Source organism: Streptomyces sp. NPDC043738, assembly GCF_056436545.1.
Genome location: NZ_JBWKCJ010000004.1, coordinates 385,868 through 408,322, shown reverse-complemented (window position 1 = coordinate 408,322; position 22,455 = coordinate 385,868). Strand labels below are relative to the sequence as shown.

24 protein-coding genes are annotated in these 22,455 nt (G+C 73.6%); 17 read left to right on the top strand and 7 right to left on the bottom strand.

The genetic code is table 11. The features are described from left to right. The first annotated feature begins 177 nt into the window (after positions 1-177). Positions 178-612 (top strand): hypothetical protein, encoded by a 435-nt coding sequence (locus AC0680_RS09155; RefSeq protein ID WP_478626212.1) that lies wholly within the window; start codon positions 178-180, stop codon positions 610-612. Positions 613-628: 16 nt separating this feature from the next. Then, on the top strand, positions 629-1,354 hold the full coding sequence (locus tag AC0680_RS09150) for a helical backbone metal receptor (protein WP_478626210.1): 726 nt from the start codon (positions 629-631) through the stop codon (positions 1,352-1,354). A gap of 100 nt (positions 1,355-1,454) precedes the next feature. On the opposite strand, the gene AC0680_RS09145 is transcribed toward AC0680_RS09150, so the two are convergent. Beyond that, positions 1,455-1,724 (bottom strand): hypothetical protein, encoded by a 270-nt coding sequence (locus AC0680_RS09145; RefSeq protein WP_478626208.1) that lies wholly within the window; start codon positions 1,722-1,724, stop codon positions 1,455-1,457. A 198-nt stretch (positions 1,725-1,922) separates the two neighbouring features. Here AC0680_RS09145 and AC0680_RS09140 point away from each other — a divergent pair, with 198 nt between their 5' ends. After that, positions 1,923-2,579 (top strand): maleylpyruvate isomerase N-terminal domain-containing protein, encoded by a 657-nt coding sequence (locus AC0680_RS09140; protein WP_478626206.1) that lies wholly within the window; start codon positions 1,923-1,925, stop codon positions 2,577-2,579. A 40-nt stretch (positions 2,580-2,619) separates the two neighbouring features. Here AC0680_RS09140 and AC0680_RS09135 read toward each other — a convergent pair whose 3' ends face one another. Next, on the bottom strand, positions 2,620-3,750 hold the full coding sequence (locus AC0680_RS09135) for a TDT family transporter (RefSeq protein WP_478626204.1): 1,131 nt from the start codon (positions 3,748-3,750) through the stop codon (positions 2,620-2,622). A gap of 86 nt (positions 3,751-3,836) precedes the next feature. On the opposite strand from AC0680_RS09135, the gene AC0680_RS09130 reads away from it, so the two are divergent. Together AC0680_RS09130 and AC0680_RS09125 are read left to right on the top strand one after the other, a co-directional pair. Next, complete coding sequence (locus tag AC0680_RS09130; RefSeq protein WP_478626202.1) at positions 3,837-4,760, top strand: LysR family transcriptional regulator; 924 nt, start codon at positions 3,837-3,839, stop codon at positions 4,758-4,760. 115 nt (positions 4,761-4,875) lie between these two features. Then, the gene (locus AC0680_RS09125) at positions 4,876-5,235 is read left to right on the top strand and encodes a hypothetical protein (RefSeq protein ID WP_384428613.1); all 360 of its coding nucleotides are present in this window, start codon (positions 4,876-4,878) and stop codon (positions 5,233-5,235) included. Between the two features lie 5 nt (positions 5,236-5,240). On the opposite strand, the gene AC0680_RS09120 is transcribed toward AC0680_RS09125, so the two are convergent. The 3 genes from AC0680_RS09120 to AC0680_RS09110 all read right to left on the bottom strand — a co-directional run bounded on the left by AC0680_RS09120 (position 5,241) and on the right by AC0680_RS09110 (position 8,377). Beyond that, entirely contained in the window at positions 5,241-5,939 is a 699-nt protein-coding gene (locus AC0680_RS09120; protein WP_478626200.1) for a gamma-glutamyl-gamma-aminobutyrate hydrolase family protein, read from the bottom strand. Positions 5,940-6,017: 78 nt separating this feature from the next. Further along, positions 6,018-7,505, bottom strand: coding sequence for an ethanolamine permease (eat, locus tag AC0680_RS09115; protein ID WP_478626199.1), 1,488 nt, complete (start codon positions 7,503-7,505; stop codon positions 6,018-6,020). Positions 7,506-7,645: 140 nt separating this feature from the next. After that, complete coding sequence (locus AC0680_RS09110; RefSeq protein WP_478626198.1) at positions 7,646-8,377, bottom strand: FadR/GntR family transcriptional regulator; 732 nt, start codon at positions 8,375-8,377, stop codon at positions 7,646-7,648. A 73-nt stretch (positions 8,378-8,450) separates the two neighbouring features. Between AC0680_RS09110 and AC0680_RS09105 the strand changes: the two genes are divergently transcribed. From AC0680_RS09105 to AC0680_RS09090, 4 genes are all read left to right on the top strand, one after another. After that, entirely contained in the window at positions 8,451-9,818 is a 1,368-nt protein-coding gene (locus AC0680_RS09105) for a glutamine synthetase family protein (RefSeq protein WP_393488159.1), read from the top strand. 11 nt (positions 9,819-9,829) lie between these two features. Beyond that, positions 9,830-11,206 (top strand): aldehyde dehydrogenase family protein, encoded by a 1,377-nt coding sequence (locus AC0680_RS09100; RefSeq protein ID WP_478626195.1) that lies wholly within the window; start codon positions 9,830-9,832, stop codon positions 11,204-11,206. Beyond that, positions 11,207-12,007 (top strand): 3-oxoacyl-ACP reductase, encoded by an 801-nt coding sequence (locus AC0680_RS09095; protein ID WP_478626193.1) that lies wholly within the window; start codon positions 11,207-11,209, stop codon positions 12,005-12,007. A gap of 113 nt (positions 12,008-12,120) precedes the next feature. Next, positions 12,121-13,389, top strand: coding sequence for an HAD family hydrolase (locus AC0680_RS09090; RefSeq protein WP_478626191.1), 1,269 nt, complete (start codon positions 12,121-12,123; stop codon positions 13,387-13,389). 35 nt (positions 13,390-13,424) lie between these two features. On the opposite strand, the gene AC0680_RS09085 is transcribed toward AC0680_RS09090, so the two are convergent. Beyond that, on the bottom strand, positions 13,425-14,648 hold the full coding sequence (locus tag AC0680_RS09085; protein WP_478626189.1) for an amino acid deaminase/aldolase: 1,224 nt from the start codon (positions 14,646-14,648) through the stop codon (positions 13,425-13,427). A 360-nt stretch (positions 14,649-15,008) separates the two neighbouring features. Between AC0680_RS09085 and AC0680_RS09080 the strand changes: the two genes are divergently transcribed. The 4 genes from AC0680_RS09080 (at position 15,009) to AC0680_RS09065 (ending at position 19,154) form a co-directional block, all read left to right on the top strand. Further along, positions 15,009-16,319: a hypothetical protein gene (locus AC0680_RS09080; protein ID WP_478626187.1), complete on the top strand. Its 1,311-nt coding sequence runs from the start codon at positions 15,009-15,011 to the stop codon at positions 16,317-16,319. Next, complete coding sequence (mycP, locus tag AC0680_RS09075; protein ID WP_478626185.1) at positions 16,316-17,476, top strand: type VII secretion-associated serine protease mycosin; 1,161 nt, start codon at positions 16,316-16,318, stop codon at positions 17,474-17,476. Before AC0680_RS09080 ends, mycP begins: the two co-directional genes overlap by 4 nt. A gap of 49 nt (positions 17,477-17,525) precedes the next feature. Continuing rightward, positions 17,526-18,257 carry an SseB family protein gene (locus AC0680_RS09070; protein WP_478626184.1) on the top strand — a complete coding sequence of 244 codons (732 nt, stop codon included), beginning with the start codon at positions 17,526-17,528 and terminating at the stop codon, positions 18,255-18,257. Between the two features lie 114 nt (positions 18,258-18,371). Further along, positions 18,372-19,154 (top strand): MIP family channel protein, encoded by a 783-nt coding sequence (locus AC0680_RS09065; RefSeq protein ID WP_478626182.1) that lies wholly within the window; start codon positions 18,372-18,374, stop codon positions 19,152-19,154. Between the two features lie 86 nt (positions 19,155-19,240). Here AC0680_RS09065 and AC0680_RS09060 read toward each other — a convergent pair whose 3' ends face one another. Further along, positions 19,241-19,621: a DUF1844 domain-containing protein gene (locus AC0680_RS09060; protein ID WP_393488147.1), complete on the bottom strand. Its 381-nt coding sequence runs from the start codon at positions 19,619-19,621 to the stop codon at positions 19,241-19,243. 344 nt (positions 19,622-19,965) lie between these two features. Here AC0680_RS09060 and infC point away from each other — a divergent pair, with 344 nt between their 5' ends. The 4 genes from infC (at position 19,966) to AC0680_RS09040 (ending at position 22,441) form a co-directional block, all read left to right on the top strand. Continuing rightward, positions 19,966-20,652, top strand: coding sequence for a translation initiation factor IF-3 (gene infC, locus AC0680_RS09055; protein WP_451447783.1), 687 nt, complete (start codon positions 19,966-19,968; stop codon positions 20,650-20,652). A gap of 121 nt (positions 20,653-20,773) precedes the next feature. After that, positions 20,774-20,968 carry a 50S ribosomal protein L35 gene (gene rpmI, locus AC0680_RS09050; RefSeq protein ID WP_016576627.1) on the top strand — a complete coding sequence of 65 codons (195 nt, stop codon included), beginning with the start codon at positions 20,774-20,776 and terminating at the stop codon, positions 20,966-20,968. Between the two features lie 102 nt (positions 20,969-21,070). Further along, positions 21,071-21,454, top strand: a complete 384-nt coding sequence (rplT, locus tag AC0680_RS09045; RefSeq protein ID WP_384428642.1) for a 50S ribosomal protein L20 — start codon at positions 21,071-21,073, stop codon at positions 21,452-21,454. A 132-nt stretch (positions 21,455-21,586) separates the two neighbouring features. Then, a complete protein-coding gene (locus tag AC0680_RS09040) occupies positions 21,587-22,441 on the top strand; it encodes a TrmH family RNA methyltransferase (RefSeq protein ID WP_478626179.1) in 855 nt (284 codons plus the stop codon). The last annotated feature ends 14 nt before the right edge of the window (positions 22,442-22,455 follow it).

Genomic DNA, 22,455 nt, shown 5'->3' with positions numbered 1-22,455 from the left:
GTCATGCTGGATACGCACCCCCCGCCCCCCCCCCCCCCCCCTCCCCCCCCCTCCCCCCCCCCCCCCCCCCCCCCCCCCCCCCCCCCCCCCCCCCCCCCCCCCCCCGCCCTTGCGCGGCTCACCCGGGCGGGTGCGGGTAGCGGGCGGGACGGCGGGGCGGGTGATTGGCTGGAGTGCGTGAAGCCCGCGCACGCAGCCGCCGCCGCCCTGATCGGCGCGGCCACCCTGGGGATCGCCGCGCCGGTCGCGTCGGCGCAGGTCGAGCCCGATCCGATGGTGGCCGGACAACGGGTGAGCATCAGCGACGGCAGGCACTGCGCGACGGCTTCAGGAGCGCGGGTGGCCTCGGCGCTCTTCGGCTCGGTGGTGCTGCGGCCGGGGGAGCGCGGGATGGCCGCCGACGCCACGGTCGCTGAACAGGCCAGGCCGGGGCGCTACCAGGTCACCATCGAATGCGCGCCGGGCGGAGCGAGGTTCACCGAAACCGTGACGGTGCAGGACAGCCGGGTGGAGGGAGTGAACGTGACACAGGCGGCCGGTGGCCTGGTGCTGTTCGTGCTGGCCGGCAGCGCGGCGTATCTGCTGCGCCGCAGGGCCGGCGGGCGCGCCTGAGCCGTACCGTGGACGGATGACCGTGCAGCGCGTGGTGTCCCTGGTGCCCTCCCTCACCGAGGCGGTGGCCGCCTGCGCGCCCGAGTTGCTGGTCGGGGTCACCGACTGGTGCAGCCATCCGGCCGGGCTGGCGGCCGCCCGGGTCGGCGGCACCAAGAATCCCGACGCCCGGCGGATCGCCGCCCTGGCGCCCGACCTCGTGCTCGCCAACGAGGAGGAGAACCGCCCGCAGGACCTGGCCGCGCTGCGGGCCGCGGGCCTGGACGTCCTGGTCACCGAGGTGCGGGCCCTGGACCAGGGGCTGCGCGAGCTGGACCGCGTACTGGTCGCGGGCTGCGGGCTGGCCCGACCCGACTGGCTCGACGCCGCCGAGGCCGCATGGCGCGAGCTGCCGGCCCGGCCGGCGCCGCGGACCGCGGTGGTGCCGGTCTGGCGCCGGCCGTGGATGGTGCTCGGCCGGGACACCTTCGCCGGGGACCTGCTGGCCCGTCTCGGCGTGCGCAATCGCTACGCCGGCCACGCCGAGCGCTATCCGAGGATCGCGCTCGACGCGCTCAACGCCGGTCCGGCCGACCTCGTGGTCCTCCCCGACGAGCCGTACCGCTTCACCGTCGAGGACGGCCCCGAGGCGTTTCCCGGCCTGCCCGCCGCGCTGGTCAGCGGCCGCCATCTGACGTGGTACGGACCGTCGTTGACCGAGGCCCCGGCCGTACTGGCGACGGCCCTGGCCGCGGCGCGCTGAGCGACCGCGCCCAGGAACGCACGGCGCGCCGCCCGCCCGGCGGCCAGCCGGGACGCGCCGCCGCACCCCGGAGCAGCGTGCCGCGGGGTGCGGCGCGGTGTCAGCGGCGGCCTCGCCCGCCGGCGCGCACCAGGGTGCCGTCGATGTCGCCCGCGGCGGTCTGCTTGAGCGTGGCGACGGTCTTGTGGTTGTCGATGAGGATGTTCGTGAGGCAGCCGTCCGAGGGGAACAGGAGGCTGAACGTCGGTGCGCAGTGCACGTCCTCGTTGAAGAAATCGGACCAGCCCTTGGCACTGGCCGTGCCCGACGCCGACATCAGCAGCGCACCGGCCCCGAGGGCGCCCGCGACCAAACGCATTGCCTTACCCATGACGGAACTTCCTTCCTGTCTGGACCCGGTCCGGTGCCGGGATCACCGCGCTAACGAACCAGCAACGAGTGGATTACGCTGCGTTACTCCGTCGTGGTGACGGGGGCCGCCGAGCGCGTCGGCGGGAGCGGGGGCGTGCCACCCGGATCCGCCCAAATCCGTTTGTCCGCCGTTCGGGCACCGCACTACCGTGCCGGGGTGGATCTCTTCTCACGCTCCTGGGCGGCGCTGCGCACGGCGGTCGCCGAACTCCCGGACAAGGACTTCGAGCGGCCGTCCGGCTGCACCGGCTGGCTCGTACGGGACCTGGTGTGCCACCTGGTCATCGACGCGCAGGACGTCCTGATCACCCTCGTCACCCCGGCCGAGGCGGAACCGACCGTCGACGCCGTGACCTACTGGAAGGTCGGGGAGCAACCGCCGACCGGCCAGGATCCGCTCGACGCGCTGATCGTCCGGCTGGCCGCCGCCTACGAGGAACCGCACCTGCTCAAGTTCCACCTCGACGACGTCGGCTCCGCCGCCGGCCGCGCCGCCGAACTCGCCGACCGCGGCGCCCGGGTGAGCACTCAGGACGAGGTCCTCACCGTGGGCGACTACCTCACCGCGTACGTCCTGGAGTGGACGCTGCACCACCTCGACCTGATCGCGCACCTCCCGGATGCGGCCCGGCCGCCCGCGGAGGCCCTGGCCCGGTCCCGCGCGCTGCTGGAGGAGATCGCCGGCGGCGCGTTCCCCGCGTCGTTCAGCGACCAGGACGCACTTGTGGTCGGCACCGGCCGCCGGGCACCGACCGCCGAGGAGCGGGCCGCACTCGGCCGACTGGCCGCGAGACTGCCGCTCTTCCTCGGCTGAACCGACGAGCCGCAGCCCGGCGCCCCGGCACCGGAGCCGCTCAGTGCCCGGCCGGCGGCGGCGGTGCCGGCAGCCGGCCGTGTGCCAGGCCCGAGGCGGTGCGGGTGGCGGTCACCGCCACCGCCGTCACCAAGGCGGCGAACAGCGCCCCGGCCAGCCAGTCGAACACGCCCAGCCCGGTGTGCCGGGTCAGGCCCGCCGCGCCCGTGACGCAGGTCCCCAGCGGGAAGGTGAAGCCCCACCAGGTCATGGCGAAGCCCATGCCGTTGCGGAAGGCGCGGACCACCATCGCCGTCGCGATCGCCAGCCAGAGCAGCGCGAAGCCCATCACGGGCACGCCGTAGAGGACGGCGAAGGCGCTCATGGCGTGCGCGGAGGAGGCGTCCACGACTCCCGGGGCGACGTCGGCGAGGTTGTTCACGGCGGTGGTGGACTGGCCGAGCGGGCCGAGGACGAGGAACAGGGTCGGGGTGAGGGCGAGCGGCAGGGCGCCGTGGTGGAGCAGCCGGGACACCACCAGTGGCAGCACGAGCAGGGTGGCCAGCAGGGACATGCCGAAGAGCGCGTAGCAGCCGAGCACCATCGCCACTCGCCACTGGCCGGGCGGCAGGTGGGGGACCAGCGCGGGCCCCAGCGCCGCCGAGACCATGGGGGCGACCAGCGGCAGGAGCCACACCGGGGTGGCGCCGGCCGGCTCGATGCGGTGCCGGGTCACCATCAGGTACGGGATCACCGCGGCGCCCGTGAGGCCGACGAGGGTGCCGACGGTCCACAGGGCGGCGTCGGCGGCCACCGCGGCCGGCTCGCCGACGACGTCCCGGCCGACCGCGAGCGTGCCGCCGCCGACCGCCAGCAGCGCCATGGCCAGGCAGCCGTAGAACGGGGCGACGGCCGGGTCGAGGAGGTGGCGCCTGGCCTGGTCGGGGTGCCGGCGCCAGTGCACGGCCCGGGCGGCCAGCAGTGCCAGCAGCAGCACCGCCGACAGCGCCCAGACGGCCTCGTAGGCACCGCGCAGGCCGGGCGCCGTGAACGGGAGGGCCGCGCCGGCGTTGGCGACGATCGCCGTGCCCATGACGCAGGCGTACCAGTTCGGGCCGAGGTGGCGGACCGCCCCGGGGGTGCGGGGGGCGGCGGAGGTGGTGCGGGAAGGTGCTTGCGTAAGTGTTGCCATGAGAAGAGCGTGACTGCTCCAAGCGGCCCCCACCAGGGACATTGTCTCTATGAGGGCATAAGCTGGGGTTATGTGTCGGGGGATTGATGGGTGAGGTCCAGCCCGCCTCGTTGTCGCACCGGGTCCCGGACCTCGGCGCGCTGGAGCTGCTGCTCGCCATCGCCCGGCTCGGCAGTCTGGGGCGGGCCGCCCGTGCGCGCGGGATCAGCCAGCCGGCCGCCAGCAGCCGCCTTCGCGCCATGGAGCGCCAGCTGGGGGTGGCCCTGGTCGAGCGGTCGCCGCGGGGCTCCCGGCTGACGGACGCCGGGGTGCTGGTGACGGACTGGGCGCGGCGGGTGGTCGAGGCCGCCGAGGCGCTGGACGCGGGCGCCCAGGCGCTGCGCGGGCGGCGCGACTCCCGGCTGCGGGTCGCGGCGAGCATGACGATCGCCGAGTACCTGCTTCCGGGGTGGCTGATCTCGCTGCGCACGGAACTGCCCGGGACGGCCGTCTCGCTGCTGGCGGGGAACTCCAGCGCGGTGGCCGAGCGGCTGGCGCGGGGCGAGGCGGACCTGGGCTTCGTGGAGGGGCTGGACGTGCCGGCGGGGCTGGACGGCGCGGTCATCGGGCACGACCGGCTGGTCGTCGTCGCCGCGCCGTCGCATCGCTGGGCCCGGCGCCGTACGGAGCTGACCGCCGCCGAGCTGGCCGCGACCCCGCTGATCCTGCGCGAGCGCGGCTCCGGCACCCGGCAGGTGCTGGACGCGGCGCTCGCCGAGCACGGCGGGCTGGCCGAACCGCTGCTGGAGCTCGCCTCGACCACCGCCGTGAAGGCCGCCGTGGTGAGCGAGGCGGCGCCGTCGGTGCTCAGCGAGCTGGCGGTCGGCGAGGAGCTGAGCGCCCGGCGGCTGGTGGAGATCCCGGTGCGGGGACTGCGGCTCGGCCGTGACCTGCGTGCCGTGTGGCCGGCCGGGCAGCGGCCGGTGGGGCCGGCCCGTCACTTGCTGGGGCTGACCCGCGCGGCCTCCTGAGGCGGGCGGAACCGCCCGCCGCCGGCCCCACCCTTGCGTTAGTGTGTTCGAATCCTTGATCGCGTGCGCGCGACAGGATCTGACCATGCGCCAACTACCACTACGGGGACCACACATGAGGATGAGGACGACGGCCGGGATCATCGCCTCCACGGCTCTGCTCGGCACCGCGCTGGCCGGCGGTGTCGCCACGGCCGCCACGCCGGGCACCGCGCACCCGGCCGCCGCGGCCACCACCGCGACGGCCGCCTGCGTCAACGCCGAGGCGCAGGAGAACGTGAAGATCCGCAAGGAGCGCAAGCTGAACAGCACCGCGGTCGGGCTGTTCACCAAGGGCGCGAAGACCTGCATCCGCGGCAAGGCCACGGGGCAGTCGTACAACCTCTGCGGACGCTCGGGCACCGACTGGATGAAGATCACCTTCCGGGGCAACACCGGCTGGATCCCCGGCGCCTGCGGGTCGCGGGAGGTCTGAGGCTCCTACGCCTCCGGGGACGCCCCGCGTGCCGCCGCCACCAGCGCGTCCATCACGCGGGTGTCGTCCCCGGCCTCCGGGTGCCACTGCACCGCCAGCGCGAAGCCGCGCGCGTCCGGCAGCTCCAGCGCCTCGATGGTGCCGTCCTCCGCGTACGCCGAGGCCAGCAGCCCGCGCCCGAGTTGGTCCACTGCCTGGTGGTGGTAGGTCGGTACCGCCACCGGCTCGGGCAGCGCGCGGCCCAGCAGCGTCCCGGGGACCGGCTTGATGTCGTGCCGCCCGAAGACCCCGGGCGGCCCGGCGTGCCCGTCGAGGTGCTGGACGAGGGTGCCGCCCAGCGCCACGTTCAGCAGCTGCAGCCCGCGGCAGATGCCCAGCAGCGGTACGCCGCCCGCCAACGCGGCCTCGATCAGGGCGAGTTCCCAGGCGTCCCGGTCCAGGGCCGGCGGACCGGTCCGGGGATGCGGCTCCGCTCCGTACCGCGCCGGCGCCACGTCCGCGCCGCCGGCGATCACCAGCCCGTCCAGCCGTGCCACCGCCGCCGCGGCCGTCGCCGGATCGCCGGGCGGCAGCAGGGCGGCCAGCCCGCCCGAGCGCTGCACCAGCTTCGGATAGCCGGCCGGCACCAGCGCGGCCGGCTGGGTCCACACGCCCCAGCGGGCCTCTTCCTGGTAGGTGCTGATGCCGATGAGGGGCTGGGACATGGGGTGGGGTCCTCCGTGCGTGCGGATGGGGATCGGATCGCCGGTGCCGGACCGGATGCCCGGCCGGCACCGGGTGTCTCAGTCGCGTTCGAGCTCGGCCTCGGCCGCCGCCAGCGCCGCGAACTCCTCCTCGGGCGCCGCGGCGACCAGCCGGTGCCGGGAGTAGAACGCGAAGTACGCCAGCGCCACGACGTAGACGCCGAGCGCGATGAAGGCGGCGTCCTTGTCGACCAGGAACGTCGCCACCAGCGCCGAGCAGGCCAGGACGAAGGCGACGGACGAGGTCAGCATGCCGCCCGGGGTCCGGTAGGGGCGGGGCAGAGCGGGCTCGCGGCGGCGCAGCACGATGTGCGAGAGCGCCATCAGGGCGTAGGAGATGGTGGCGCCGAAGACCGCGACGTTCAGCATCCGGGCGCCGTCGCCGGTGGCCGCGGCCAGCGCGAAGCCCAGCGCGCCGGGCACCAGCAGGCCCAGGTAGGGGGCCTTGCGACGGCTGGTGAGGGAGAGGAAGCGGGGCAGGTAGCCGGCCCGGGAGAGCGCGAACAGCTGCCGGGACCCGGCGAAGATCAGGGAGAAGAAGGACGCCACCAGGCCCGCCAGCCCGGCGTAGTTGACGATCCGGCCGACGGTCGTGGGCTTGCCGTCCGGCTGGAGCGCCTGGACCAGCGGATCGCCCACCGACTGGATCGCGGCCGAGCCGCGCGCGCCGGTCGCGGCGACAAAGGTGATCAGCGCGAGCAGCAGCAGGATGCCCATCGCGGCGGCCATCGCCCTGGGCAGCGACCGGGCCGGGTCCTTGGTCTCCTCCGCCGCCAGCGGTACGCCCTCGATGCCGAGGAAGAACCACATGCCGAACGGGAAGGCCGCCCAGATACCGAGAATGCCGAACGGGAGCCAGGAGTTGGCGCCGAAGGCACCGGCCTGGACGGGGATGTCGTTGAGCGCGTCCACATGGAAGTCGGTGAGGGCGGCGAGCGCGAAGACGACGATCGCGGCGACCGCGACCGCGGTGACGATCAGGCTGAAGCGCAGCGCCTCACCGACGCCCCACAGGTGGATGCCGATGAACAGCACGAAGCAGGCGAGGTAGACCGGCCAGCTGGAGTGCAGTCCGAACAGGCCGAGCGATTCGACGTAGTCACCGATGAAGATGGAGATCGCGGCGGGCGCCAGGACGTATTCGATCAGGATGGCGGTGCCGGTGAGGAAGCCGCCCCAGGTGCCCAGTGCCCGGCGGGCGAAGCCGTAGCCGCCGCCCGCGGTGGGCAGGATCGAGGCCAGCTCCGCCAGCGCGAAGACCAGACAGGTGTACATCAGGCCCATCAGGACGGCGGCGATCGCCAGACCGCCGAAGCCGCCGTGCGCCAGTCCGTTGTTCCAGCCCGAGAAGTCGCCGGAGACGACGTAGGCGACGCCCAGGCCGGTCAGCAGCAGCGGTCCCGCGCTGCCGCGGCGCAGCGTGCGCCGCTCCAGATAGGTCTCGTCGGGCGACGCGCCGCCGCCCGGTGTGCCGCCGTCCACGGAAGCGGTGGGCGGTGCGGTCTGCGATTCCGTGCTGTCGGCCATGAGCCGCTCCTGCCTCGCCGAAGGGGAAAATCGAGCAAAGGTTCAGCGGCATACCTTTGCCCTGGGGGCCGCTCCGGCGCAAGACCCGTGCGTAAAAGAATGGTTAACAGGGGAGCTCGCGGGGCCCGGCGCGGCCGGGCTCAGGCCGCCGGGCCGGTCAGGAAGCCGCGCAGCAGCGCCGCGGTCCCGCAGCAGTGCTCCCGCATCACCTCGCGCGCGCCGTCCGCGTCGCCCTCCAGCACCGCCTCCACCAGCGCGCCGTGCTGGGCCTGGGAGTGCTCCAGATTGCGCACCAGCAGCGGAATGCAGTCCAACAGGTCGTTCACGCTCGCCCGTACCGCGGCGTACTGGGCCGCCAGCGAAGGCGAGCCGGACAGCTCCGCGAGCGTCAGATGCAGCAGGGTGTCGCGCCGGCGGTAGTCCGCCAGCGGCGCTTCCTGGGTCGCGGCCAGGGCCTGGCGCAGCCGGTCGGCCTGCTCGGCGGTCAGCCCGTGGGCCGCGCACAGGCCCGCCGCGCCCACCTCCAGCACCTCCCGGAACCGCAGGGTGTCCTCGACGTCGATCTTCTCGATCCGGCGCCGCAGCTCGGCCTCGCCCTGGTGCTCCTTGCGTGCGCGCACGAACGTGCCCCCGTAGCGCCCGCGCCGGCTCTCCACCAGGTCCTCGTCCTGCAGCACCTTGAGCACCTCGCGCAGGGTGACCCGGCTGATCTGCAGCCGCTCCGCCAACTCCCGCTCCGCGGGCAGTCGTTCGCCCTGGGGCACCAGGCCGAGCCGGACGATCTGGAGTATCTGCTCCAGCGCCTCCTCGAAACCGTTGCCCGCCCGCACCGGCCGCAGCACAGGTGCCAGCCGATCAGCCGCATCGTCCATCGAAACCCCTTCCCAAGCAAAGGTTCGTGTGCATACCTTATGACCTCCGGATGCAGTGACAGGAGGCAACACCGTGGCAGACCGCACGCCCCCACTCTCCGTCGAGGAGCTCAGAGTCCTCGTCGACGCCGGGGAGATCGACACTGTCGTCCTCGCCTTCACCGACATGCAGGGCAGGCTCCAGGGCAAGCGGTTCGCGGCCCGATACTTCCTCGACACCGTCCTGGAGCACGGCACGGAGGGCTGCAACTACCTCCTCGCCGTCGACGTCGACCTCAACACCGTCGACGGCTACCAGATGTCCTCCTGGGAACGCGGCTACGGCGACTTCGCCATGCACGGCGACACCGCCACCCTGCGCCGCACCCCCTGGAACCCCGGCACCGCCCTGATCACCGCCGACCTGGCCTGGCACGACGGCTCGCCGGTCGTCGCCTCGCCCCGGCAGATCCTGCGCCGCCAGCTCGACCGCCTGGCCGAGCGCGGCTGGCGCGCCTACGCCGGCACCGAGCTGGAGTTCATGCTCTTCAAGGACACCTACGAGGACGCCTGGTCCCGCGGCTACCGCCAGATGACCCCGGCCAACCAGTACAACGGCGACTACTCCGTCCTCGGCACCGGCCGCGTCGAGCCCGTGCTGCGCCGCATCCGCAACGAGATGGGCGCGGCCGGGATGACCGTGGAGTCCGCCAAGGGCGAGTGCAACCTCGGCCAGCACGAGATCGTGTTCGTCTACGACGAGGCGCTGACCACCTGCGACCAGCACTCCATCTACAAGACCGGTGCCAAGGAGATCGCCGCCCAGGAAGGCATGGCGCTCACCTTCATGGCGAAGTACGACGAGCGCGAGGGCAACTCCTGTCATATCCACCTCTCGCTCCAGGACGAGCAGGGGCGGCCCGTACTGGCCGATGACTCCGGCCCCTACGGCATGTCCCGCACCATGCAGCACTTCCTCGCCGGTCAGATCGCCGCGATGCGCGACTTCACGCTCTTCTACGCGCCGAACATCAACTCCTACAAGCGCTTCCGCCCCGGCTCCTTCGCCCCCACCGCCGTCGCCTGGGGCCCCGACAACCGCACCTGCGCGCTGCGGGTCGTCGGCCACGGCCGCTCCCACCGCCTGGAGAACCGCCTGCCCGGCGGCGATGTGAACCCCTACCTCGCGGTCGCCGCCATGGTCGCGGCCGGCCTGTACGGCATAGAACACCAGCTGGAGCTCCCCGAGGCGACCACCGGCAACGCCTACGCCGGCGACGCCGCCCATGTCCCCACCACGCTGCGCGAGGCCGCCGAGCGGTGGGAGAACAGCCCGATCGCCCGGGAGGCCTTCGGCGACGAGGTCGTCGACCACTACCGCCACATGGCCCGCGTCGAACAGGACGCCTACGACGCCGCCGTCACGGACTGGGAGCGCTTCCGCTCCTTCGAGCGCATGTAAGGAACCACGCTGTGTCCAATGGTCCGCACGAGCTGAAGATCCTCAACCCGGCCACCGAGGAAGTGGTGGCCACCGTCCCCACCACCTCCCCCGAAGAGGTCGACGCCGCCGTCCGCCGGGCGGCCGCGGCCCAGGAGGCCTGGGCCGCCGTCGCACCCGGCGACCGGGCCCGCCTGCTGCGCCGCTTCGCCGACGTCGTCGACGCCCATGTCGACCCGCTCGCCGAACTCGAACTCCGCGAGGCAGGCCACCCGCTGGGCAACGCCCGGTGGGAGGCGGGCAACGTCCGCGATCTGCTGCACTATGCCGCCGGGGGCGTGGAGCGCCTGACCGGCACCCAGATCCCGGTCGCCGGCGGTCTCAACATCACCGTCCAGGAGCCGCTCGGCGTGGTCGCCGTCATCGCGCCCTGGAACTTCCCGATGCCGATCGCCGCCTGGGGCGCCGCCCCCGCCCTCGCGGCCGGCAACGCCGTCCTGCTCAAGCCCGCCGAGACCACCCCGCTGACCGCGCTGCGGCTCGCCGAGCTGGCCCTGGAGGCCGGACTGCCCGAGGGCCTCTTCCAGGTCCTGCCCGGCGAGGGGCCCGTCACCGGCACCGCGCTGGTCGACCACCCCGGCGTCGCCAAGGTCGTCTTCACCGGCTCCACCGCCACCGGCCGGCAGATCGCCGCCCGCTGCGCGGCGCAGACCAAGCGGCTCACCCTCGAACTCGGCGGCAAGAGCCCCAACATCGTCTTCGCCGACGCCGACATCGAGGCCGCCGCGGCCGCCGCCCCCGGCTCCTTCCTCGACAACACCGGCCAGGACTGCTGCGCCCGCAGCCGCATCCTCGTCCAGCGCGGCGTCTACGACCGCTTCATGGAGCTGCTGGAGCCCGCCGTCAAGGCCTTCGCGGTCGGCGACCCGGCCGACCCCGCCACCCAGATGGGCCCGCTGATCTCCGCCGCCCAGCGCGAGCGGGTACGGTCCTACGTCCCCGAGGACGCCCCGGCCGCGATCCGCGGCGAGGCGCCCGCCGGCAAGGGCTTCTGGTACCCGGCCACCGTCCTGGAGGGCCACCCCGAGGACCGTACGGCCGTCGAGGAGATCTTCGGGCCGGTCGCCGTGGTCCTGCCCTTCGACGACGAGGCCGAGGCGGTGCGGCTCGCCAACGCCACCGACTACGGCCTGTCCGGCTCGCTGTGGACCCGCGACGTCGGCCGTGCGCTGCGCGTCTCGCGCGCCGTCGCGGCCGGCAACCTCTCCGTCAACTCCCACAGCAGCGTGCGCTACTGGACCCCCTTCGGCGGGTTCAAGCAGTCCGGCCTCGGCCGTGAGCTGGGCCCGGACGCGCTCGCCGCCTTCACCGAGACCAAGAACATCTTCATCAGCACAGAGGAGCGCTAAGTGACCGACCAGACCGCAGTGTGCCGCCGCCTCGTCGGCCGTACCGCCGTGATCACCGGGGCCGGCAGCGGCATCGGCCTGGCCACCGCCCGCCGGCTCGCCTCCGAAGGCGCCAACGTCGTCTGCGCCGACATCGACGAGACGGCCGGCAAGGCCGCCGCCGAAGAGGTCGGCGGCACTTTCGTCCAGGTCGACGTGACCGACTCCGAGCAGGTCGAGGCGCTCTACAAGACCGCCTTCGACACCTACGGCTCGGTCGATGTCACCTTCAACAACGCCGGCATCTCGCCGCCCGACGACGACTCGATCCTCACCACCGGCCTGGACGCCTGGAAGCGCGTCCAGGAGGTCAACCTGACCTCGGTCTACCTGTGCTGCAAGCACGCGCTGCCCTACATGCAGAGCCAGTTCGAGCGGACCGGCCGCGGCGGCTCCATCATCAACACCGCCTCCTTCGTCGCCGTCATGGGCGCCGCCACCTCCCAGATCAGCTACACCGCCTCCAAGGGCGGCGTGCTGGCGATGTCCCGTGAACTGGGCGTGCAGTTCGCCCGCGAGGGCATCCGGGTCAACGCCCTGTGCCCGGGGCCGGTCAACACCCCGCTGCTCAAGGAGCTGTTCGCCAAGGACCCCGAGCGCGCCGCGCGCCGCCTGGTGCACGTCCCCGTCGGGCGGTTCGCCGAGCCCGAGGAGATCGCCGCCGCGGTCGCCTTCCTCGCCAGCGACGACTCCTCGTTCGTCAACGCCGCCGAATTCCTGGTCGACGGCGGTATCGCGGGAGCGTACGTCACCCCGCTGTAAGCCGCCTGTTGTTCACCTCCAGGCAAGCGCCACGGCGGCCGGACGTCGCTCGACGCCCGGCCGCCATGCGCTAGCGTCCGCCTTCGGTTCTTCGTTCGACAGGAGTGCGTTCCATGCTCAACAAGCGTCGCTGGCTGGCAGCCTGTGCCGCCCTCGCCGTCGCCGGAGGCGGCGTCGCGGTCGCCCAGACGGCCACCGCCGGGCCGGCCCCGCGCCACTGCCCCACCCTCCACGTGTCCAAGGGCTGGTACGGCGACAACCACGCCAAGCTGCAGAAGATGATCGACGAGCGCGGCAGCTGCTCCGGAAGCGGGGGCGCGCGACCGGTCGCGACCTTCGACTGGGACAACACCGTCGTCAAGAACGACATCTCCGACGCCACGCTGGCCTGGATGCTCCGGCACGACAAGGTGCTGCGCCCGGCGAGCTGGAAGGCCACCAACAAGTGGCTGACCGACGACGCCGCCCGCGCGCTCACCAAGGCCTGCGGCACCTCCGTGCCCGCCGGCCGTCCGCTGCCGACGTCGACCGACACCGACTGCACCGACGAGATCCTCGACGTCTACCAGGACGCCGAGACCTCCACCGGCAAGAAGGCGTTCGAGGGGGAGTGGAACCACCGGCGCACCGTCCCCGAGTACGTCTGGATCACCCAGCTGTTCGCCGGCCACAGCCCCGAGCGGCTGACCGGCTTCGCCCGCGCCGCGCGCGCCGAGAACCTCGCCGCGCCGATCGGCACGGAGCAGAAGGTCGGCACGCACACGATGGAGGGCTACGTCCGCTACTACACGCAGCAGCGCGACCTCATCGGCACCCTCAAGAAGGCCGGCTTCGACGTCTACATCGTCTCCGCCTCGGCGGAGCCGCTGGTACGCGCCTGGGCGCCCGGCGTGGGCATCGACCGCGACCACGTCATCGGCATCCGCAACCTCGTCCGCGACGGCAGGCTCACCACCGGAGTCCAGGGCTGCGGCGACGTCGAGGACACCAACGGCGAGGTCCTGACGTACATGGACGGCAAGCGCTGCTGGATCAACCAGGAGATCTTCCACGTCAAGGGAGCCAAGGCCTGGCGGCAGCAGGACCGGGCGCACCGCCCCGCCTTCGCCGCGGGCGACGCCGAGACCGATGTGACCTTCGTCGGCGACGCCACCGCGGGACACCTGGCCATCAACCGCAACAAGCCCGAGCTGATGTGCCGGGCCTACGACAACAGCGATCACCGCTGGCTGGTCAACCCGATGTTCATCGAGCCCAAGAAGCGTCAGGCCGACCCGTACCCGTGCGCGACCGCCGGCTACACCCGGCCGGACGGCACGCTCGGTCCGGTCCACCGCGCCGACGGCTCGGTGATCCCCGACCAGCAGGACACCGTGTACTGACCGCACCGATCCGTACCCGGGGAGGCCCGCGCCGGTCACAGAAAGGCGTGGCCCTCCCCGCGGTACGTCGGCACTGTGTCCACCACCTCGTCCCCGTCGACCAGTTGCAGCCGGTCGAACCGCTCGCACAGCTCACCGGCCTTGGCGTGCCGGAACCACACCTTGTCGCCGATCGCCAGCCGGTCCGCGGCCGGCCCCAGCAGCGGCGTCTGCACCTCGCCGGGCCCCTCCTGCGGGTCGTAGCGCAGCCCGGCGGGCAGATGCGGTACCGGCAGCCGGTCCGCGCCCGCCACCCCCGACGCCGGATAGCCCCCGCCCAGCACCGTCACCACGCCGGGACCGGGCCGGCGCACCACCGGCTGGGCGAACAGCGCCGCCGGCCGCCCGCTGAACGAACGGAAGTTGTCGAACAGTCGCGGCACATACAGCCCCGATCCGGCCGCGATCTCGGTGACGGCCGCCTCCGCCGCCGTGTGCTGCACACTGCCGGTCCCACCGCCGTTGACGAACTCCAGCCGCGGGGCCACCGCCCGCACCGCCCGTACGGCCTCCCAGCGGCGCCGCGCCAGCTCCTTGCGCGCCGCCGCCTGCATCACCCGGACCGTCCGCGAGAACACCGGCTTGCCGGCGACCTCGTCGCCCACACCCGCCACGTGCCCCTCGTACGCCATCAGCCCCACCAGCCGGAACCCGGGGCGGCGCACCACCGTCCGGGCCAGCGCGGCCAGTTGGGCCGGCGCCCGCAGCGGCGAGCGCCGCGCGCCGACCCGCACCCCGCCGCCCAGCAGCCGGAAGGAGGTGTCCAGCTCCAGGCACACCCGCACCTCCTCGCCGCCGCGGGCGCCGTCCGGACGCGCCGCGTCGATCAGATCGAGCTGCGCCGGATCGTCGACCATCACCGTCACCGCGCCGGCGAGCGCGGCATCGGCGGTCAGCTCGGCGAAGCCGGCCCGGTCCACCGACGGGTACGCCAGCAGCACGTCAGGGAAGCCCGAACGCGCCAGCCACAGCGATTCGGCCAGCGTGAAACTCATGATCCCGGCGAATCCGTCCCGCGCCAGCACCCGTTCCAGCAGGGCCCGGCAGCGCACCGACTTGCTCGCCACCCGGATCGGCTTCCCCTTCGAGCGGCGCACCAGATCCGCGGCGTTGGCGTCGAAGGCCTGCAGGTCGACGACGGCCAGCGGTGCGTCGAGGTGGGCGGTGGCCCGGTCGTAACGGGCTTTGTCGCCATGGGTGTCGGCGGTGTGCGGGGACATGGCCCGCAGCCTGCCAGACCTCTTTACCACTGGGTAGGGGAGAGATCGCGACAGAGCGGACATGGCGGCGACCGGGGGTACCCCCTGCTCATTCGGAGCCTGGGGGAGGGTTGGAGCGCCGACGGCGCCAGCCCTTAGAGTGGCCCGACACCGCAACCAGCAGGTCAGCGGCGTGTTGTCCGGATACCAGCCACCCTGCCCCGATTGCGGATCGGGTCCGGGGACACGGCGCAAGGGGGAGCGCGGGTGAGCACCGACGCCGATTTCGCCGATGCGCGGCACATCCCGCCCATACCCCCGCGGCCTTCCCCAAGCTCTCCACTCCGTTCGAGCGGGGGAGGCCCCGATCGGCAGCCCCCGGTGACCGCGGCGCCCGCGCCGAACACCGACCCCCGTACGACCGTGCTGCGCCGGGTCCCGAGCCCGCCGCCCGCCCCGCCCATCGGGGCGCAGGCCGCGCAGCCCCCTGCCGACCCCACACCGCCCCAGCGGCCCACGCCCCCCGCCGTCCCGCCGCGCCCCACCGCGCCACCACCGGCGCCGCCCACCGCACCACCCCCGGCGCCGCCCGCCGCGCCACCCCAGGGCCCGCACCACGCGCCCGGCTCCCCGGCACCCGCCGCACCGCCGCCCCGGCGCCCGGACACCTTCCGGGACACCGCCGCCTTCCACCTGGCCAACAGTCAGGAGCTGTGGAACGGCAACGGCGAGCCCGGCGCCCCGCCGCGGGCCCGCAAGCCCGCCTCCGCCACCCCGTCCGCGGCACCCGGCAGCGAGCCGCCGACGCACGCGGCCGAGCGTCCACCGCAGCCGCCCTGGCCCCAACGGCCCCTGCCGCACCAGACGGCCGGAGCCGTCCCCGGCATGCCCGCCCGGCCCCGGCCGCGGCCCTCGGCCGGCCGCCGCCCCGGCGCCCGGCTGGCCGCCGTCGCGGCCTGCCTCGTCCTCGGCATCGGCCTCATCGGCGGTGCGGCGGCCGGCAGTTGGCTCACCGACGACTCCGCCGACGCCCCGCCCACCCCCGAGGCCGCCTTCGCCGCGGGCCGCGACGCCTGGCGCAACACCCCCGTCGACACGCTCTTCCCGCGCACCGTCGACGGCCTGGGCGTCGGCCCCGGCGGCGCCGACCGGACCTGGACCCGGATCGCCGTCGCCCCCGACAGCGGCTGCACCGGCGCCTACGACCGCCCGCTCGCCGAGGCGCTCGCCGGGGCGGGCTGCGTCCGCCTGCTGCGCGCCACGTACCTCGACGCCACCCGCTCCAGCGTCATCACGGTCGGCGCGCAGACCGCCAAGGCCGACGCGGCCGGAATGATCGCCCTCAACACCCGCTTCAGCACCAAGAGCCTGGGCAGCCGCACGGACCTGATGCCGCTGCCGTACGCCGCCGAGGGCACCCCGGCCGAGGACTTCGGGCGCGCCCAGCGGGCCAGTTGGACCGTCCGGGTGCTCACCGACATCCCGGTGATCGTCTTCGCCGTCTCCGGCTTCGCCGACGGCCGGGCCGTGTCCGAACCGCAGTCCGCCGAGGCCGCGGTCCGGCCGGGCGCCACCACCGCCCCGGCCGAGTCCGGCCTGGGCCACGACGCCAAGGACCTCGCGGACCGCATCGCGGCCGACTTCCGCACCGCGTCCGGCATCTCCTCGCACACCACGGAGTCCTCGCCATGACGAAGACCATGCTGCGCGGCGCCGCCGTCGCGCTGGCCTCCGCCGCGCTCGCCGTGCTGCCCTCCGTGCCCGCCCGGGCCGATGTGATCCGCGCCCAGGAGTGGGGCCTTCAGGCCGTCCACGCCCAGCAGGCCTGGCGTACGACCAAGGGCGCGGGCGTCACCGTCGCCGTGCTGGACACCGGAGTCGACGCCAACCACCCCGACCTGGAGGGCCAGGTCCTGCCGGAGAAGGACCTGATCGGCTTCGGAGCCGGCCCGGGGGACGCGGCATGGGCCCGGCACGGCACCGGAATGGCCAGCGTCATCGCCGGCCGGGGCCATGGCCAGGGCCGCCGGGACGGCGTGCTCGGCGTCGCCCCCGAAGCCAGGATCCTCCCGGTCCGGGTGATCCTGGAGGACAACGATCCGCAGCGCGGGCGGGCCCGCACGGAGAAGGCCGGCGCGCTCGCCGACGGCATCCGCTGGGCCGCCGACCACGGCGCCGACGTGATCAGCATGTCGCTCGGCGACGACAGCGAGTCCGCACACCCCGAACCGCGCGAGGACGCCGCCATCCAGTACGCCCTCGGCAAGGGCATCCCCGTCGTCGCCTCCGCGGGCAACGGCGGCGAGAAGGGCAACCGCGTCTCCTACCCCGCCGCCTACCCGGGCGTCATCGCCGCCACCGCCGTCAACTACCAGCGTGAACGCGCCGACTTCTCCACCCGCCACTGGTACGCGACGGTCAGCGCACCCGGCGACGAGATCGCCATGGCCGGCAACGGCAGCGCCTACGTCTCGGGCTGGGGCACCAGCCCCGCCGCCGCCTTCGTCTCCGGCGCCGTCGCGCTGGTCCGCTCCGCCCACCCCGACCTGAGCCCCGCCCAGATCCGCCGCCTGCTCACCGCCACCGCCCAGGACTCCCCCGAGGGAGGCCGCGACGACGACTACGGTGCCGGCCTGATCGACCCCGCCGCCGCCCTCAAGGCCGCCCCCGCCCTCAAGCCCACCCCCCAGAAGCCGTCCCCCGCCGCCTATGGCGCTCGCTACTTCGGCCCCGGCCCCACCAAGGACGACCCCACCGCCGGCCCCGTCGACTGGCTCCCCTGGACCGCCGGCGCCATCGGCCTGGCCCTCGTCGCCGCCGCGGCCCTCATCTGGCGGACCCGCGCCTGAGGCCCCCGGCCCGCAACGGCACGGCAAGCCGGCAGATACGCTCGCCGACGTGCAGAAGAACATCCCCGATCCCGGCTTCTCCGACGACGACGGCTCGGCCGACCCCGCGCTGGCGGCCGCCCTGGCGGCGTACGACGACGACCGGAGCGCCGAGCCGCAGCTCCTCGCGGCGCTGTCCGGCGCCCGCGTACTCGTCCCGGTCGTCGCCCTCCTCGGCGAGGTCGAAACCGGCCCGGACGGCCTGCGCCGGGAGAAGACCAGCGACATGGCGGTCCCCACGCTGCAGGCCCCGGACGGCCGCCGCGCGCTGCCCGCCTTCACGTCGATGGAGACGCTCCAGCGCTGGCGCCCGGACGCCCGCCCGGTGGCGGTTCCGCTCCGGCAGGCGCTGCTGGCCGCCTCCCACGAGCAGGCCGACACCCTCGTCATCGACCTGGCGGGCCCGGTCACCTACCAGCTCACCGGCCCCGCGCTGCGTGCCCTCGCGGAGGGCCGTACGACCGCCGACCCGCTCGCCGACCCGGCCGTCACCGACGCGCTGCGCGCCCTGCTCGCCGCCGAGCCCGCCGTGCTCGTCGCCCATCTCGCGCCGTCCGACGAGACCGACGGCACGCTCGCGCTCGGCCTCGCCGCCGGGGCACCGACCGCCGAGGTCGCCCAGCGACTGGCGCGGTCGCTGGCCACCGACGAGGTGCTGCGCGCCCGGCTCGTACGGGGCCTGGACCTGGCCCTTCTGCCGCCCGGCGGCACGACGGCCGGGGAACCCCTCTTCCGGCGCTGATCCACCGCCCCGGGGCCCGGCATCCGGCCCGGGCCCGGGGCCGCCCGACGGGCGAGGTCGTCTCCAGGGCCGCACAATGCGAGGAGAGCTCAAGATCCACGCGAGGAGAGCCCCATGGAGAAATCCGAGACGGAGGCGGCGACCTCCACGATTCTGACCCGCGTCGTCGTGGCCGAGTTCCTCGGCACGCTGCTTCTGGTCTTCTTCGGCGTCGGCTCGGTGGTGCTGGCCGGCGAGTACATCGGCACCTTCGGCATCGCCCTGGCCTTCGGTTTCACGATGCTGGCACTGGCCTACGCCCTCGGCCCGATCTCCGGATGCCACATCAACCCCGCGGTGACGCTCGGCATGCTGCTGGCCCGCCGCATCACGGTGCGTACGGCCGTCGAGTACTGGATCGCCCAGATCGTGGGCGCCATCGTCGGCTCCGCGGTGCTCCTCCTGGTCGCCACGCAGATCCCGGGCCTGCAGACACACGGGGCCTTCGGCACGAACGGCTGGGGCGACCGCTCGGCGGTGCACATCAACCTCGGCGGTGCCTTCGTCATCGAGATCGTGATGACGTTCCTGTTCGTCTTCGTGGTGCTGGCGGCCACCCACAAGGTGGCCGTGCTCGGCTTCGGCGGACTGGCGATCGGCCTGGCGCTGGCCATCGTCCACCTGGTCGGCATCCCGCTGACCGGCACCTCGGTGAACCCGGCGCGGTCCATCGGCCCGGCCCTGTTCGCGGGCGGCGCGGCCATCACCCAGCTGTGGCTGTTCATCGTCGCGCCGCTGATCGGCGGCGCCCTGGCGGCCGCGGTCCATCAGGTCACCCATCCGCCCCACGAGCCGCTCATCGTCGCCGACGAGGGCATGCCCGCCGAGCCCGCGACCGGCCCCGGCGGACGGCCCTGAGGCCCGGCGCCACCCGCGCACGCACGCACGACGGGCCCCGGCCGTCTCCCGGCCGGGGCCCGTCGTGCGGTGCGGAGATCCGCGGCTCAGCCGTAAACGGGGCCGGTGAACTTCTCCCCGGGACCCTGCCCCGGCTCGTCCGGCACGACCGACGCCTCACGGAACGCCAGCTGCAGCGACTTCAGCCCGTCCCGCAGGGGGGCCGCGTGGTACGAGCCGATCTCGGTGGCGCTGGCGGTGACCAGCCCGGCGAGCGCCTGGATGAGCTTGCGCGCCTCGTCGAGGTCCTTGTGCGCCGCGCCGTCCTCGGCGAGCCCCAGGTTGACCGCCGCCGAACTCATCAGATGCACCGCGACCGTGGTGATCACCTCGACCGCCGGCACCTCCGCGATGTCACGGGTCATGGCGTCGAAGTCGGGTTGCGCCGCGCTCGCGGCGTCGGGCTGCTGCGGGGTCTGGTCGCTCATGTCTTCGGGCTTCTTCCTGCTGAGGGGTCGGCTCCAGCCTATGGGCAGTGCCCGACGGCCCCGCGTCCGGGAGTGTCGTCAACGGCGCGGAGCGCTTCCGCGCCGCCACCGGTGCCCGCACAGGAGTGGGGGCCACCCCTTGACTCGTGTATTCTGGTGTTCCGACCGGCCGGACACGCATGTGACCGGCCCACAAGTGGAGGCTCCGATCTCCCACCCGACCGACCTCAGGTTGGCGGGTCAACGGTCCGGCTGCGCCCCGCGGAGACTTCGCGGCGGTGCTCCAGATCTATGTGGAGCCCCGCCTGTGTCCCGTCCGGGGCGTTTTGCATGTACCGGCGCGGTTGGTCACACCGAACAGACGTTACGCGGCAGTCCGCCAGGCCGTCGCGTGGTGCTACCGAGGAGGATCCATCAGCGCCGAGCCCCGCATCAACGACCGGATTCGCGTCCCCGAGGTGCGACTCGTCGGTCCCAGTGGCGAGCAGGTCGGCATTGTGCCGCTTGCCAAGGCCCTGGAGCTTGCGCAGGAGTACGACCTCGACCTGGTCGAGGTGGCGGCGAACGCCCGTCCGCCGGTCTGCAAGCTCATGGACTACGGAAAGTTCAAGTACGAGTCGGCCATGAAGGCCCGTGAGGCGCGCAAGAACCAGGCGCACACGGTCATCAAGGAGATGAAGCTCCGGCCGAAGATCGACCCGCACGACTATGACACCAAGAAGGGTCACGTCGTCCGGTTCCTCAAGCAGGGTGACAAGGTCAAGATCACGATCATGTTCCGTGGTCGCGAGCAGTCCCGCCCCGAGCTGGGCTTCCGGCTGCTGCAGCGGCTCGCGTCCGACGTGGAGGAGCTCGGCTTCATCGAGTCGAACCCGAAGCAGGACGGCCGAAACATGATCATGGTCCTCGGTCCGCACAAGAAGAAGACCGAGGCGATGGCCGAGGCCCGTGAGGCGCAGGCCGCCCGCAAGGCGGAGCGCCAGGGCGGAGCTCCCGCGGAGGAGCCCGCCGAGGAGCCCGCCGAGGCGTGATCTCTGGGCGAGCCCCGGATTCATGCCGGGGCACCCGCCCCGGATACCAACCGATACATCTGACGCTCCCGCTAGCCGGTCCGTGCCGGTGGGAGCGCCACTGACGAGGAGAGAACGGCGCATGCCGAAGAACAAGACGCACAGCGGTGCCAGCAAGCGCTTCAAGGTCACCGGCTCCGGCAAGGTGCTGCGCGAGCGCGCCGGCAAGCGCCACCTGCTCGAGCACAAGTCGTCCCGCGTGACGCGTCGCCTCACCGGCAACGCCGAGATGGCCCCGGGCGACGCCGCGAAGATCAAGAAGCTTCTCGGCAAGTGAGCCGCCGCGCCCCTCGACGATCGGGGCGCGCGACTTCGACCGGGACACAATCGACTTGGGTCGTGTGACGACAACCACGACCCCGCTACAAGGAGTTAACAAGTGGCACGCGTCAAGCGGGCAGTCAACGCCCACAAGAAGCGCCGGGCGATCCTCGAGCAGGCCAGCGGCTACCGAGGCCAGCGCTCGCGCCTGTACCGCAAGGCGAAGGAGCAGGTCACCCACTCCCTCGTCTACAACTACAACGACCGCAAGAAGCGCAAGGGCGACTTCCGTCAGCTGTGGATCCAGCGCATCAACGCCGCTGCCCGCCAGAACGGCATGACCTACAACCGCTTCATCCAGGGTCTGAAGGCCGCCAACATCGAGGTCGACCGCAAGATCCTCGCGGACCTCGCGGTCAACGACATGAACGCGTTCGCCGCGCTCGTCGAGGCCGCTCAGAAGGCGCTTCCGAGCGACGTCAACGCCCCGAAGGCTGCCTGAACCCCAGCCTGACGACGTTGTGACGTGGACCCGCAGGCCCCGGCCTGCGGGTCCGCCGCATTTCCGGACCGGGCGCCGACGGACCGGCCCCCGTCCCCGCACGCACCGAACGACAGAAGTGAGCCGCCGCCCATGGGCACCCCCGAGCTGATCTCCCCGCGTTCCCCGCGCGTCACCGCCGCCCGGCGGCTGGCCCGCCGCGCCTTCCGCGGCAAGGAGCGCCGGTTCATCGCCGAGGGCCCGCAGGCCGTACGGGAGGCCATCGCGCACCGCGTCGACGGCGCGCCCACGCTCATCGAGCTGTTCGCCACCGCCGAGGCCGCCGAGCGGCACGCCGAGATCGTCGAGGCGGCCCGCGCGGCCGGCGTACGGGTGCACCTCGCCGACGACCGGACCGTCGCGGACATCTCCCAGACCGTCACGCCGCAGGGCCTGCTCGGCGTCTGCCGGTTCCTGGACTCGCCGTTCGAGGAGATCCTCGCCGCCCGCCCGCAGCTGATCGCGGTGCTCGCCAACGTCCGCGACCCCGGCAACGCCGGTACGGTGCTGCGGTGCGCGGACGCCGCCGGTGCGGACGCGGTCGTGCTGACCGACGCCTCGGTGGACCTGTACAACCCCAAGTCGGTACGCGCCTCGGTCGGTTCGCTCTTCCACCTGCCGGTGGCGGTCGGCGTACCGGTCCAGCGGGTGGTGGAGGGGCTGCGGACCGCCGGTGTGCGGATCCTGGCCGCCGACGGCGCGGGCGACCGCGACCTGGACGCCGAGCTGGACGCCGGCTCCATGGGCGGGCCCACCGCCTGGGTCTTCGGCAACGAGGCCTGGGGCCTGCCCGAGGAGACCCGGGCGCTCGCGGACGCCGTCGTACGGGTTCCCATCCACGGCAAGGCGGAGAGCCTCAACCTCGCCACCGCCGCCGCGGTCTGCCTCTACGCCTCCGCCCGCGCCCAGCGCAGCCCCGGCGGCTGCCGCGCGGTGTCACCCGCCTGAGGGGCGTACCGCGG

Excerpts from the sequence above, each read along its gene's own strand:
- AC0680_RS09130 (WP_478626202.1), top strand. The coding sequence starts at position 3,837 with ATGGGTGAGGTCCAGCCCGCCTCGTTGTCGCACCGGGTCCCGGACCTC.
- rpmI (WP_016576627.1), top strand. The coding sequence starts at position 20,774 with ATGCCGAAGAACAAGACGCACAGCGGTGCCAGCAAGCGCTTCAAGGTC.
- AC0680_RS09135 (WP_478626204.1), bottom strand. The coding sequence starts at position 3,750 with ATGGCAACACTTACGCAAGCACCTTCCCGCACCACCTCCGCCGCCCCC.
- AC0680_RS09060 (WP_393488147.1), bottom strand. The coding sequence starts at position 19,621 with ATGAGCGACCAGACCCCGCAGCAGCCCGACGCCGCGAGCGCGGCGCAA.
- AC0680_RS09065 (WP_478626182.1), top strand. The coding sequence starts at position 18,372 with ATGGAGAAATCCGAGACGGAGGCGGCGACCTCCACGATTCTGACCCGC.
- AC0680_RS09145 (WP_478626208.1), bottom strand. The coding sequence starts at position 1,724 with ATGGGTAAGGCAATGCGTTTGGTCGCGGGCGCCCTCGGGGCCGGTGCG.
- AC0680_RS09125 (WP_384428613.1), top strand. The coding sequence starts at position 4,876 with ATGAGGATGAGGACGACGGCCGGGATCATCGCCTCCACGGCTCTGCTC.
- AC0680_RS09110 (WP_478626198.1), bottom strand. The coding sequence starts at position 8,377 with ATGGACGATGCGGCTGATCGGCTGGCACCTGTGCTGCGGCCGGTGCGG.
- AC0680_RS09150 (WP_478626210.1), top strand. The coding sequence starts at position 629 with ATGACCGTGCAGCGCGTGGTGTCCCTGGTGCCCTCCCTCACCGAGGCG.
- eat (WP_478626199.1), bottom strand. The coding sequence starts at position 7,505 with ATGGCCGACAGCACGGAATCGCAGACCGCACCGCCCACCGCTTCCGTG.
- AC0680_RS09040 (WP_478626179.1), top strand. The coding sequence starts at position 21,587 with ATGGGCACCCCCGAGCTGATCTCCCCGCGTTCCCCGCGCGTCACCGCC.
- mycP (WP_478626185.1), top strand. The coding sequence starts at position 16,316 with ATGACGAAGACCATGCTGCGCGGCGCCGCCGTCGCGCTGGCCTCCGCC.
- AC0680_RS09090 (WP_478626191.1), top strand. The coding sequence starts at position 12,121 with ATGCTCAACAAGCGTCGCTGGCTGGCAGCCTGTGCCGCCCTCGCCGTC.
- AC0680_RS09120 (WP_478626200.1), bottom strand. The coding sequence starts at position 5,939 with ATGTCCCAGCCCCTCATCGGCATCAGCACCTACCAGGAAGAGGCCCGC.
- AC0680_RS09085 (WP_478626189.1), bottom strand. The coding sequence starts at position 14,648 with ATGTCCCCGCACACCGCCGACACCCATGGCGACAAAGCCCGTTACGAC.